This is a genomic window from Enterobacter cloacae complex sp. P13B (assembly GCF_014895915.1).
Classification (GTDB): domain Bacteria; phylum Pseudomonadota; class Gammaproteobacteria; order Enterobacterales; family Enterobacteriaceae; genus Enterobacter; species Enterobacter bugandensis.
This window is the reverse complement of record NZ_JADBQN010000047.1, coordinates 98,958-110,658: the sequence shown is the minus strand read 5'-3', so window position 1 is coordinate 110,658 and position 11,701 is coordinate 98,958. Positions and strand designations below refer to the sequence as shown.

At 60.4% G+C, this 11,701-nt stretch carries 12 protein-coding genes; 7 read left to right on the top strand and 5 right to left on the bottom strand.

Annotated elements, in window-relative coordinates; genetic code table 11:
• Positions 1-173 precede the first annotated feature (173 nt).
• From arnB to arnF, 7 genes are read left to right on the top strand one after another with little or no spacing between them, the layout of a single operon-like run.
• Positions 174-1,313: a UDP-4-amino-4-deoxy-L-arabinose aminotransferase gene (gene arnB, locus IM273_RS19230; protein WP_059355356.1), complete on the top strand. Its 1,140-nt coding sequence runs from the start codon at positions 174-176 to the stop codon at positions 1,311-1,313.
• Between the two features lies 1 nt (position 1,314).
• Entirely contained in the window at positions 1,315-2,298 is a 984-nt protein-coding gene (arnC, locus tag IM273_RS19225) for an undecaprenyl-phosphate 4-deoxy-4-formamido-L-arabinose transferase (protein WP_041911876.1), read from the top strand.
• Positions 2,295-4,277, top strand: coding sequence for a bifunctional UDP-4-amino-4-deoxy-L-arabinose formyltransferase/UDP-glucuronic acid oxidase ArnA (arnA, locus tag IM273_RS19220; RefSeq protein ID WP_193050675.1), 1,983 nt, complete (start codon positions 2,295-2,297; stop codon positions 4,275-4,277). Before arnC ends, arnA begins: the two co-directional genes overlap by 4 nt.
• A complete protein-coding gene (gene arnD / locus IM273_RS19215; protein WP_045259391.1) occupies positions 4,274-5,176 on the top strand; it encodes a 4-deoxy-4-formamido-L-arabinose-phosphoundecaprenol deformylase in 903 nt (300 codons plus the stop codon). Before arnA ends, arnD begins: the two co-directional genes overlap by 4 nt.
• Positions 5,173-6,828 (top strand): lipid IV(A) 4-amino-4-deoxy-L-arabinosyltransferase, encoded by a 1,656-nt coding sequence (gene arnT / locus IM273_RS19210; protein ID WP_193050674.1) that lies wholly within the window; start codon positions 5,173-5,175, stop codon positions 6,826-6,828. The genes arnD and arnT overlap by 4 nt, the downstream gene beginning before the upstream one ends.
• A complete protein-coding gene (gene arnE / locus IM273_RS19205) occupies positions 6,828-7,163 on the top strand; it encodes a 4-amino-4-deoxy-L-arabinose-phosphoundecaprenol flippase subunit ArnE (protein ID WP_041911880.1) in 336 nt (111 codons plus the stop codon). Before arnT ends, arnE begins: the two co-directional genes overlap by 1 nt.
• Entirely contained in the window at positions 7,160-7,540 is a 381-nt protein-coding gene (arnF, locus tag IM273_RS19200; protein ID WP_163333526.1) for a 4-amino-4-deoxy-L-arabinose-phosphoundecaprenol flippase subunit ArnF, read from the top strand. Before arnE ends, arnF begins: the two co-directional genes overlap by 4 nt.
• Here arnF and acpT read toward each other — a convergent pair.
• From acpT to IM273_RS19175, 5 genes are read right to left on the bottom strand one after another with little or no spacing between them, the layout of a single operon-like run.
• On the bottom strand, positions 7,497-8,105 hold the full coding sequence (gene acpT / locus IM273_RS19195) for a 4'-phosphopantetheinyl transferase AcpT (protein WP_193050673.1): 609 nt from the start codon (positions 8,103-8,105) through the stop codon (positions 7,497-7,499). The two genes, arnF and acpT, sit on opposite strands and share 44 nt — an antisense overlap.
• A gap of 2 nt (positions 8,106-8,107) precedes the next feature.
• Positions 8,108-9,337: a beta-ketoacyl-ACP synthase gene (locus IM273_RS19190; protein ID WP_028014713.1), complete on the bottom strand. Its 1,230-nt coding sequence runs from the start codon at positions 9,335-9,337 to the stop codon at positions 8,108-8,110.
• Positions 9,334-10,065, bottom strand: coding sequence for a 3-ketoacyl-ACP reductase FabG2 (locus IM273_RS19185; protein ID WP_136344109.1), 732 nt, complete (start codon positions 10,063-10,065; stop codon positions 9,334-9,336). Before IM273_RS19185 ends, IM273_RS19190 begins: the two co-directional genes overlap by 4 nt.
• Entirely contained in the window at positions 10,062-10,535 is a 474-nt protein-coding gene (locus IM273_RS19180) for a 3-hydroxy-fatty acyl-ACP dehydratase (RefSeq protein WP_193050671.1), read from the bottom strand. The genes IM273_RS19185 and IM273_RS19180 overlap by 4 nt, the downstream gene beginning before the upstream one ends.
• The gene (locus IM273_RS19175; RefSeq protein ID WP_193050669.1) at positions 10,532-11,701 is read right to left on the bottom strand and encodes a beta-ketoacyl-[acyl-carrier-protein] synthase family protein; all 1,170 of its coding nucleotides are present in this window, start codon (positions 11,699-11,701) and stop codon (positions 10,532-10,534) included. Before IM273_RS19175 ends, IM273_RS19180 begins: the two co-directional genes overlap by 4 nt.

The window sequence follows — 11,701 nt, the reverse complement described above, 5'->3', positions numbered from 1 at the left end:
GCTATTGTTTATAAATGAATTAATATTGATTTTGTTACAACTAAATTACGCATCTTAATTTTTCCCTAAGAAATGAACGCTACCTTGATATGAGTTTATGGTTCGTTGAAATAAACGAAAAAGTAATTGGTTAATATCAAGCGCGTGCCATTCTTATTGCAAGGAAATTAATGATGAGTGATTTTTTGCCTTTTTCCCGCCCGTCGATGGGTAGTGAGGAATTAGCGGCGTTGCAGGAGGTTTTAACCTCCGGCTGGATCACCACCGGGCCTAAAAATCAGGAACTTGAAGCGGCATTTTGTCAGCTGACGGGGAACCAGCACGCGATTGCCGTCTGCTCGGCGACGGCGGGCATGCACGTCACGCTGATGGCGCTGGATATTGGTCCGGGCGATGAGGTCATTACCCCCTCCCAAACCTGGGTCTCCACGCTGAATATGATCGTGCTGCTGGGCGCCACGCCGGTCATGATCGATGTGGACAACGAGACATTGATGGTGACACCGGAAGCGGTTGAAGCCGCCATTACCCCGCGTACCAAAGCGATTATTCCCGTGCATTACGCCGGCGCGCCGTGTGATATCGACGCCATTCATGCCGTCGGTGAGCGTCACGGTATTCCGGTGATTGAAGACGCGGCCCATGCCGCCGGAACGTACTACAAGAACCGTCACGTGGGCTGGAAAGGCACGGCGATTTTTTCCTTCCACGCCATCAAAAACATGACCTGCGCGGAAGGTGGTTTAGTCGTCACGGATAACGCCCGGCTTGCTGCGCGGATCCGCAGCCTGAAATTCCACGGCCTGGGCGTGGATGCCTATGACCGCCAGACGCACGGCCGCGCGCCGCAGGCCGAAGTGATCTCCCCGGGCTTTAAGTACAACCTCGCAGATATCAACGCCGCGCTGGCGCTGGTACAGCTGGGTAAGCTGAAAGAGGCCAACCTACGCCGCGAGGCAATCGCGCAACGCTACCTGCGCGAGCTTGCCGATACGCCGTTCCAGCCGCTGAGCATTCCGTCATGGCCACACGTTCACGCCTGGCACCTGTTTATTATTCGCGTTGATGAAGCGCGCTGCGGGATCTCACGCGACAACCTGATGGCGGCGCTGAAGGAGCAAGGCATCGGCACCGGCCTTCATTTCCGCGCGGCACACACTCAAAAATACTACCGCGAGCGTTTTCCTGATGTATCGCTTCCGAATTCGGAATGGAACAGCGCGCGTATTTGTTCTCTCCCTCTTTTCCCGGACATGACTCATGACGACACAACCCGCGTCATTACCGCGCTCCATCAGCTTGCAGGACATTGACATGTTCAGCGCACCGCCTGTACAAAAAGTTTCTGTGGTCATCCCAGTTTATAACGAGCAGGAGAGCCTGCCCGAGCTGATCCGCCGCACCACGGCAGCCTGCGATACGCTGGGCAAAGCCTATGAAATTCTGCTGGTGGACGACGGCAGCAGTGATGATTCCGCGCTGATGCTGACCGAAGCCGCCCAGGCCGAAGGCAGCCATATTGTCGCCGTGCTGCTCAACCGTAACTATGGCCAGCACTCCGCCATTATGGCCGGGTTCAGCCACGTTACGGGCGATCTGATTATCACCCTGGACGCGGATCTGCAAAACCCGCCGGAGGAGATCCCGCGCCTGGTGGCGAAAGCCGATGAAGGCTATGACGTGGTGGGCACGGTGCGTCAGAACCGCCAGGACAGCCTGTTCCGCAAGCTGGCCTCGCGCACCATAAACCGCCTTATTCAGCGCACCACCGGTAAAGCAATGGGCGATTACGGCTGCATGCTGCGCGCCTACCGCCGCCATATTGTCGACGCCATGCTGCACTGCCATGAGCGCAGCACCTTTATTCCGATTCTCGCCAACACCTTTGCCCGCAAGGCAACGGAAATTCCGGTCCTGCACGCCGAGCGCGAGCACGGGGAATCGAAGTACAGCTTTATGCGTCTCATCAATCTGATGTACGACCTCGTCACCTGCCTGACCACCACGCCGCTGCGCCTGCTGAGCGTGTTCGGCAGCATCATCGCCCTGGCCGGCTTTACGCTGTCCGTCCTGCTGGTGGTGCTGCGGCTGGTCTTTGGCCCGCAGTGGGCGGCGGAAGGGGTCTTCATGCTTTTTGCCGTGCTGTTTATGTTCATCGGCGCCCAGTTCGTCGGAATGGGCCTGCTCGGTGAATACATAGGCCGTATCTATAACGACGTTCGCGCACGTCCGCGCTACTTTATTCAACGTGTTGTCCGTCAGGAACACAAAGCATCTCAAGAGGAAAACCACCCATGAAAGCCGTTGTATTTGCCTATCACGATATGGGGTGCGCGGGCACGCTGGCCATGCTGGAAGCGGGCTATGACATTGCTGCAATCTTTACCCATCCGGACGCGGCGGGAGAGAATCACTTCTTCGGCTCCGTGGCGCGTATCGCCGCCGAGCGCGGTATTCCGGTGTATGCTCCGGACGACGTCAACCACCCGCTGTGGGTGGATCGCATCCGCGCGCTCGCACCTGATGTCATCTTCTCGTTCTACTATCGCAACCTGATCTGCGACGAGATCTTAGGCCTGGCCGCAAAAGGGGCGTTTAACCTTCACGGCTCTCTGCTGCCCGCCTACCGTGGCCGCGCGCCGCTGAACTGGGTGCTGGTCAACGGCGAAACGGAAACGGGCGTGACGCTGCACCGCATGGTGCGCCGCGCAGATGCCGGGGCCATCGTCGCCCAGCAGCGCGTGGCAATCGACGCGGATGAAACCGCGCTTGAGCTGCATCATAAACTCTGCACCGCGGCGCAAAGCCTGCTGCGTGACGCGCTGCCAGCCATCCTCAACGGCACCTTCAGCGAGACCGAGCAGGACGAAAGCAAGGCCAGCTGCTTTGGCCGCCGCGCGCCGGAAGATGGTCGCCTGGACTGGAATAAACCCGCCCGCCAGCTGCACAACCTGGTGCGCGCCGTGACCGACCCGTGGCCGGGCGCGTACAGCTTTGCGGGCGTAAGCAAATTTATCGTCTGGAAATCCCGCGTGCGTGACGATATCCCGGCCGCTAAGCCGGGCACCGTCGTCTCCGTCTCCCCGCTGATTGTGAGCTGCGGCGAGCAGGCGCTGGAGATCGTCACCGGGCAGACCGACAACGGCCTGTACGTTCAGGGCACGCAGCTGGCGCAGTCTCTGGGGCTGGTGGCTGGGGCGCTGATCACCAGCGCGCCGGTGGTTGCCATCAAGCGCCGCACGCGCGTGCTGATCCTCGGCGTGAACGGCTTTATCGGGAACCACCTGACCGAACGTCTGCTCAAAGACGATAACTACGAGATTTACGGTTTGGATATCGGCTCTGACGCCATCAGCCGTTTCCTCAACAACCCGCGCTTCCACTTTGTGGAAGGGGATATCAGCATTCACTCCGAGTGGATCGAATATCACATTAAAAAATGCGACGTGGTGCTGCCGCTGGTCGCCATCGCCACGCCAATCGAGTACACCCGTAACCCGCTGCGCGTGTTCGAGCTGGATTTCGAAGAGAACCTGAAGATCATCCGCGACTGCGTGAAATACGACAAGCGCATCATCTTCCCGTCCACCTCTGAAGTGTACGGCATGTGTACCGACAAAAACTTCGATGAGGATGCCTCCAGCCTGGTGGTCGGGCCGATCAACAAGCAGCGCTGGATCTACTCTGTCTCCAAGCAGCTGCTGGATCGCGTAATTTGGGCCTACGGCGAGAAAGAGGGTCTGCGCTTTACCCTGTTCCGTCCGTTTAACTGGATGGGCCCGCGTCTGGATAACCTGAACGCGGCGCGAATCGGCAGCTCCCGCGCGATCACTCAGCTGATCCTGAACCTGGTCGAAGGCTCGCCTATCAAGCTGATTGAAGGCGGGAGCCAGAAACGCTGCTTTACGGACATCAGCGACGGTATCGAAGCCCTGTTCCGCATCATTGAGAACAAAGATAACCGCTGCAACGGTGAGATCATCAACATCGGTAACCCGGAAAACGAGGCGAGCATTCGCGAGCTGGCAGAGATGCTGCTGGCCAGCTTTGAGCGCCACCCGCTGCGCGATCGCTTCCCGCCGTTTGCCGGTTTCCGCGAAGTGGAAAGCAGCAGCTACTACGGTAAAGGCTACCAGGACGTCGAGCACCGTAAGCCAAGCATCCGCAACGCGAAGCGCTGCCTGAACTGGACGCCGACGGTGAAGATGGAGCAGACCATTGATGAAACGCTCGACTTCTTCCTGCGCACCGTGGAGCTATCGGAACAGGCCTCATGAAAAAAGTCGGTTTACGCATTGATGTCGACACCTTCAGGGGAACGCGTGACGGCGTGCCCAGACTGCTGGAACTGCTGAGCAGGCACGGCGTGCGTGCCAGCATTTTCTTCAGCGTGGGGCCTGACAACATGGGACGCCATTTATGGCGTCTGGTTAAACCGGCATTTCTGTTCAAAATGCTGCGCTCGCGCGCGGCATCCCTCTACGGCTGGGATATTTTGCTGGCCGGCACCGCCTGGCCTGGCAGACGCATCGGCGCGGGTAATGAAGCGGTTATCCGCGCGGCGGCGCAGCAACACGAGGTCGGCCTGCATGCCTGGGATCATCACGCCTGGCAGGCGTGGGCGGGCGTCTGGGATATCCCGCGCCTGTCCCGTGAGGTCGAGCGTGGAATGCTTGAGCTTGAGGCCATCATCGGTCAGCCCGTGCGTTGTTCCGCCGTGGCGGGATGGCGTGCCGACCAGCGGGTGGTCAAAGCCAAAGAGCATTTCGCGTTTCGCTACAATAGTGACTGTCGTGGAACCGGGCCGTTTTTGCCGCTGTTGGGCGAAAATCGCTACGGTACGGTGCAAATTCCGGTCACGCTTCCTACGTGGGATGAAGTGGTGGGGCGCGAGGTGAAGGCGGAAGCATTTAATCGCTACATTCTGGACCGCATCCATCGTGACGCCGGAACGCCGGTCTATACCATCCATGCCGAAGTGGAAGGGATTGCCTGGCAGCATGATTTCGATGAACTGCTGACGATGGCCGCTCAGGAAGGCATTGCGTTCTGTCCGATGAGCGAGCTGCTGCCGGACGACCTCAGCACCCTGCCCGTGGGTAAAGTCGTCCGTAATGAACTGGCTGGCCGGGAAGGCTGGCTTGGCTATCAACAAACCGTGAGTCCGGTCCCATGAAAACAGCCCGTTATGGCGTAGCGCTTTTCGCACTGTTTATCGTTTATTACTTCATTCCGGTCGATATTCGCCTGCTGTGGCAGCCTGATGAAACGCGCTATGCGGAAATCAGCCGCGAAATGCTGGCATCGGGTGACTGGGTTGTCCCGCATTTCCTGGGGCTGCGCTACTTTGAAAAGCCGATTGCCGGCTACTGGATCAACACTATCGGACAATGGCTGTTCGGGCACACGAACTTTGCCGTACGCGCCGGGTCGATCTTCTCCACCGGGCTCGCGGCGCTGCTGGTGATCTGGATGGCCTGGCGTCTCTGGCGGGATAAGCGTACGGCCATTTTCTCCGGCCTGATCTTCCTGACCCTGTTCCTGGTGTATGGCATCGGCACCTATGCGGTGCTGGACCCCATCGTCACTCTGTGGCTGGTGGCGGCGATGTGCAGCTTCTGGCTCGCCTCACAGGCGCGCACCGTGGCCGGAAAAGCGGGCGGCTATGTGCTGCTTGGGCTGGCCTGCGGGATGGGGGTGATGACCAAAGGCTTCCTGGCGCTGGCGGTACCGGTGATCGGCGTGCTGCCGTGGGTGATTGCCCAAAAGCGCTGGAAAGAGGTGCTGATTTTTGGCTGGCTCGCGGTCCTGAGCTGCGTGCTGATTGTTCTGCCGTGGGGGCTGGCCATTGCGCACCGCGAGCCTGATTTCTGGCGCTACTTCTTCTGGGTTGAGCATATTCAGCGTTTTGCCCAGAGCGACGCGCAGCATAAAGCTCCGTTCTGGTATTACCTGCCGTTCCTGCTCGCGGGCAGCCTGCCGTGGCTGGCGCTGCTGCCAGGCGCGCTGCGTCTTGGCTGGAATGACAGACAAAACGCGGGCGGCGGGTTCTACCTGCTGGGGTGGGTGGTGATGCCGCTGCTGTTTTTCAGCATCGCTAAAGGCAAGCTGCCGACCTATATCCTGCCCTGTTTTGCCCCGCTGGCTATCCTGATGGCGCGCTATGCCTGCCTCGCGGCGGAAAAAGGGGCCAGAGCGTTGCGCATTAACGGCGGCATTAACCTGGCGTTTGGCGCTATCGGCGTGGTGGCGGCGCTGGCGGTCTCGCCGTGGGGGCTGGCTAAGCATCCGGTCTGGACGTCGGTCGAACTGTATAAAGTCTTCTGCGCGGTGGTGGCGTTCCTCATCTGGGGCGCGGTAGGCTGGTTTACGCTGCGGCAGAGCCAGCGGCGCTGGTGGCTGGCGGCGCTGTGTCCTGCGGGTCTGGCGTTGTTGATTGGTTTTGCCATTCCGAACCTGGTGGTGGATTCGAAGCAGCCGCAGTCGCTGGTGGATACCGTGCGCGAGCCGCTTCAGGGCAGCCGCTTTGTGCTGACCAATAACGTTGGCGTGGCCGCGGGCCTGGCGTGGGAGCTCAAGCGCAGTGACATCACGCTGTTTGCTCAGAGCGGCGAGCTGCGCTACGGGCTGGATTATCCCGATGCGAAAGATCGCTTTGTCAGTGAAGACGACTTCGCGCAGTGGCTGGCAACGCATCGTAAGCAGGGAGGCGTGTCGCTGGTGATGCTGCTGTCTAAACGTGACGATATTGCAGAGGCGAATTTACCGCAGCCGGACAATCTCTATATCCAGGGGCGTCTGGCCCTGCTGGAGTATCTGCCGAAGTGATGACCTGGACCTGGCTCATACTGGCAAGCCTGCTGAGCTGCGCGGGACAGCTGTGCCAGAAACAGGCTACCCGTCCGGCGAAAGGCGGACGGCGTGGCGCGCACATCATGCGGTGGCTTGGCCTGGCGATGCTGGCGCTGGGCTGCGGAATGCTGGTCTGGCTGGTGGTGCTGCAGCGCCTGCCCGTCGGCGTAGCTTACCCTATGCTGAGCCTCAATTTTGTCTGGGTGACGCTGGCGGCGAAGGTCTTCTGGCGCGAGCACGTTGCTGTGCACCACTGGCTGGGGGTCGGGTTCATTATCATGGGGATTATCGTGCTGGGAGGAAGCCTGTGAAAGGCGCGTTCTGGGCGTTATGCAGCGTGCTGTTAGTCAGCGCCGCACAGCTGTTGCTGCGCGATGCCATGCAGGCTCTGCCGCCGGTCAGCGATTTTCTGACGTTTATCTCCTCGCTGTGGCACGTTTCGTCCGGCACGGGCGCGCTGCTGCTGGGGTTAACGGGATACGTTGCCTCCATGGGCTGCTGGTATCTGGCGCTGCATCGCATGGCGCTCAGCAAAGCGTATGCCTTGCTGAGCCTCAGCTATATCCTGGTGTGGGGCGCGGCAATCCTGCTGCCCGGCTGGGGGGAGCACTTCTCCTGGCATGGGCTGCTGGGCGTCGCGTTGATTATGCTGGGTGTACTGGTGATTTTCCTGCCCCGACGTGAATAATCGACTCGGCGGTCAGGGTGTAAGGGGTCGAGGTACAGACGGCAAGGCTCAGAGAACCGAGCTGCAGCTGGCTGACCGAGTGCGACTGCGCCGTGCTGTCGATGCTGACAATCTGCCAGGCGCTGCCGCCGCGCTGTTTCACAATCGCTTCTTTGCGCGTCCAGATACGCCAGAAGGCAGAAAGCTGTTCCTCGGGCGCTTCACGCTCCAGCTCGTCATGCTCTGTCAGGCTGAAAACGGCGTTGGCCAGCGCCTGCCAGTTCTTGCGGGGGCGAATCACTTCGATATCGCAGCCCACTTCGCCTTCATCGCTCATCAGCAGGGCGATATCATCACCGCTATGGCTCAGGTTGAACCACAGCGGATCCCCCTTCGCAAATGCCGGCTTCCCCTGCTCGCCGTAAATGATGTCGGGGAGCGGGTGAGGGGATAATGTTCTGGCGAGCAGCGTCCGGCCCGCCAGCCAGGAGGCCTGTCGTGCACCCTGAGGTGCCTTATCTGCAAGCGTTGACGCCAGCGGGTCCGCGCAAAGGGTGGAAATTTTTCCCAGTACAAACCGGTACATAGTTACGCCCAGCGTTTAATGATAATCGAGGTATTGATGCCGCCAAACGCGAAGTTATTGCTCTGTAGATACTCGCAGTCAATCTGACGGGCTTCTCCCATAATATAATCTAAAGCCCCGCATTGCTCATCCGGCTGCGTTAAATTGAGCGTCGGGGCAAACCAGCCTTCGCGCATCATCTGCAGGCTCATCCACGCTTCCAGCGCGCCGCAGGCCCCCAGCGTGTGGCCAAAATAGCTCTTCAGCGAGGAAACCGGCACGCTGTCACCGTAAATGGCGGCCGTGGCCTGGCTTTCGGCGATATCGCCGCGGTCGGTGGCGGTACCGTGCGCGGAGATATACCCCATATCCCGGGCGCTTAACCCCGCCATCGCCAGCGACTGCTCCATGCAAATCTGCATGGTGTCACGCTGCGGCTGGGTGATATGGGCCGCGTCACAGTTGGTGGCAAAGCCCACGATCTCACCGTAGATGGTGGCCCCGCGCGCTCTGGCGTGCTCCAGCTCCTCTAGAATGAGGGTGCCTGCGCCTTCCCCAATCACCAGACCATCGCGCTGCGTATCGAACGGCGAGGGGGTGGTTTTGGGTTCGTCGTTGCGCTGGCTGGTGGCAAACAGCGTGTCAAACACCGCCGCTTCAGACGGACAAAGCTCTTCCGCGCCCCCCGCGACCATCACGGTCTGATACCCGTGGCGAATTGCCTCCCAGGCGTAGCCAATCGCCTGGCTGCCGGAGGTACAGGCGCTCGACGTTGGGATCACGCGGCCACGTAGTCCAAAGAACAGGCCGGTATTCACCGCGGTGGTGTGCGGCATCATCTGGACGTAGGTTGTCCCGGTGATGTTATTGGTGTGCTTTTCGGTAAGCATGGTCGCGAATTCGCTGACCGGGCCGGTGCTGCCTGTCGAAGAACCGTAGGCGATGCCGGTTTGCCCGTTGGTGAGCACCGCTTCGCCAATCAGCCCCGCCTGCTCCAGCGCCAGCTCGGTGGCGCGGGTAGACATCAGCGACACGCGGCCCATGGCGCGAATACGCTTGCGGGTATAGTGTTCCGGCAGCGCGAAATCGTCGATCGGCGCGCCCAGCAGGGTGTGCAGGCCATCATAAACCTGCCATTCCGGCATTTTACGCACGGCGTTTTCATACGCCAGCAGCCGGCTGGAAACGGACTGCCAGTTCTCGCCAAAGGCGGTGACGCCGCCCATGCCCGTAATCACCACGCGACGCGTCATAGCATTCCTCCATTAATCGAAATGACCTGGCGGGTGACGTAGCCCGCAATATCCGACATCAGATAGCTTGCCAGCCCGGCGACCTCCTCAGCCTGGCCCATACGTTTCATTGGGATGATGGACATCGCTTCCTTAAGCGCGGCCTCCTCCATCTCAATCATGCCGGTATCTATCAGCCCTGGCGCAATGCAGTTCACGGTGATTTTGCGTTTTGCCAGCTCGATCGCCAGCGCTTTGGTGGCGCCGATAATGCCCGCTTTGGCCGCGCTGTAGTTCACCTGGCCGCGGTTGCCCATCACACCGGAGACGGAGGATAAGGTAATAATGCGCCCGCCCTGACGGGTGCCGATCATGGGCATAATGCAGGGGTGTATGACGTTATAAAAGCTGTCGAGATTGGTGTGGATCACGCTGTCCCAGTCGTCTTCACTCAGTGCCGGAAAAGCGCCGTCGCGGGTAATTCCGGCGTTGCTGACCACGCCATACCATGCGCCATGGGCATCAATTTCCTGCTCAAGCACTTCACGGCACTGATCGCGGTTGCCTACGTCAAACGAGAGTAAACGGCCGCTGCCGCCCGCCTGCGTGATGGCGTCCAGCGTCTCCTGCGCGCCTGCGGCATCACGATGGTAATGCACGCCGACGGTGAACCCGTCAGCGGCAAGCTGGCGGGCGATGGCGCGACCAATGCCTTTGCTGGCCCCTGTGACCAGTACGGAACGACTCATGCGTGGGATCCCTGATTAAAAAGCGATGTTAATTCTTCTGCAGTCGGCTGGAAGGAATTGACCCGGCCCGTGGCCAGCGTCTCTTCACCTGCGCAAATCGTGCATTCAAAACTGCCGAAGCGTTCGTCCTGCATCAGCAGCTTAACGGTAATGTCCAGCGTTAAGCCTTTGGCGAAACGCCCGCTGGCGCAGACCAGCTCGCGCGCGCCGAGCACCATGCCCAGCGCGATATGTTCCTGCCCCTGCTGCTGACGATGCCAGCCCGACCAGACGCCAACGGTCTGCGCCATTAGCTCGAGCGCGTACCAGCCCGGCAGGTCGCCATCGGCATTGAGAAACGGCGCCAGCACGCTTTGCCTGTCAACCGCTAGGCGGCAGACCGCCATGTCATCCGTCACATTTTCAACGGACCCCAGCAGCATCATGGGCGCATCGTGCGGCAAATAGGCTTCGGGTGATAGATAGCTCATGACGTTCTCCCCAGCAGAATGCTGGCGTTATTGCCGCCAAACGCGAACGAGTTAGACAAAATCACCGGCTTTTTCAGGGCGGTGCTCTGGTGCAGCAGGCCGCACGACACCAGCGTCTCGTCCGGAGCGTAGCGGGAAAAATCCTGCGGCGGCAAGGGCAGATCGCGCGTCAGGATAAGCCAGCTCAAAGCCGCTTCGGTAATGCCGGCAGCGCCCAGCGTGTGGCCGGTAAGGTGTTTGGTTGAACTGCACGGCACGCTTTCTCCGAAGAGATCGTGAACCACCTGTGATTCAATCTGATCGTTGAGCGGCGTGGCCGTGCCGTGCAGGTTGATGTAGCCGATGTCGTCCGGCTGCATGCCCGCTTCGCTGAGCGCCTGAGTGATAGCCCTTATCGCCCCGTCGCCCTGCGGATGCGGGGCGGAAATATGGTACGCATCGCTGGATTCGCCCGTGCCGAGCAGCGCCACGTCCGCGGGCTCCCGGCTTAATACCATCAGCGCCGCCGCTTCACCGATGGTGATCCCCCGGCGGTCCCGGCCAAACGGCTCGCAGAGCGTGGGGGAGAAGGATTCAAGACTGTTAAAGCCGTTAACGGGCATCCGGCTCAGGGTGTCTGCTCCGCCGACAATGGCGATATCCACCAACCCGGCTTCGATCAGGCGTTTGCCGCCGATCATCGCCCGCGCGCTGGAGGAGCAGGCGGTGGAGATCGTATAGGCCGGGCCTTCAAGCTGCAGCCAGTTGGCGAGAAAGCGGGACGGATCGCCCAGCTCCTGCTGCGGATACTGCCAGCGCGTGCTGGTCTCGCCGTCGGTCATGAGACGCACGTGCTCATCGCCTTCATCCAGCCCGGAGGTGCTGGTTCCCAGCACCACGGCCACGCGGTCGCGACCAACGCGGGCGATGGCCTCGTCAACGGCGGGCTGAATCTGCGCCAGCGCGGCCAGCAGCAGCTGGTTGTTGCGGGTGCGGTGTGCAGAGAAGGTGTCCGGGATGAGCGGCAGTTCGCCTTCCACCCCGCCCAGTACCGCTTCGGGCATTCCCTGCAGCCAGCCGGCCCGGGCGTGCATGCCCGGCGCCACGCCCGCAGCCAGGTTGGCGGCAATTTCATCAGGCGAGTTGCCCAGCGCGTTGACCATGCCAACAGCGGATATATAAATCAT

Excerpts from the sequence above, each read along its gene's own strand:
- IM273_RS19190 (WP_028014713.1), bottom strand. The coding sequence starts at position 9,337 with ATGACGCGTCGCGTGGTGATTACGGGCATGGGCGGCGTCACCGCCTTT.
- acpT (WP_193050673.1), bottom strand. The coding sequence starts at position 8,105 with ATGTACCGGTTTGTACTGGGAAAAATTTCCACCCTTTGCGCGGACCCG.
- arnE (WP_041911880.1), top strand. The coding sequence starts at position 6,828 with ATGACCTGGACCTGGCTCATACTGGCAAGCCTGCTGAGCTGCGCGGGA.
- arnD (WP_045259391.1), top strand. The coding sequence starts at position 4,274 with ATGAAAAAAGTCGGTTTACGCATTGATGTCGACACCTTCAGGGGAACG.
- IM273_RS19180 (WP_193050671.1), bottom strand. The coding sequence starts at position 10,535 with ATGAGCTATCTATCACCCGAAGCCTATTTGCCGCACGATGCGCCCATG.
- arnC (WP_041911876.1), top strand. The coding sequence starts at position 1,315 with ATGTTCAGCGCACCGCCTGTACAAAAAGTTTCTGTGGTCATCCCAGTT.
- IM273_RS19175 (WP_193050669.1), bottom strand. The coding sequence starts at position 11,701 with ATGATTTATATATCCGCTGTTGGCATGGTCAACGCGCTGGGCAACTCG.
- arnB (WP_059355356.1), top strand. The coding sequence starts at position 174 with ATGAGTGATTTTTTGCCTTTTTCCCGCCCGTCGATGGGTAGTGAGGAA.
- IM273_RS19185 (WP_136344109.1), bottom strand. The coding sequence starts at position 10,065 with ATGAGTCGTTCCGTACTGGTCACAGGGGCCAGCAAAGGCATTGGTCGC.
- arnA (WP_193050675.1), top strand. The coding sequence starts at position 2,295 with ATGAAAGCCGTTGTATTTGCCTATCACGATATGGGGTGCGCGGGCACG.
- arnT (WP_193050674.1), top strand. The coding sequence starts at position 5,173 with ATGAAAACAGCCCGTTATGGCGTAGCGCTTTTCGCACTGTTTATCGTT.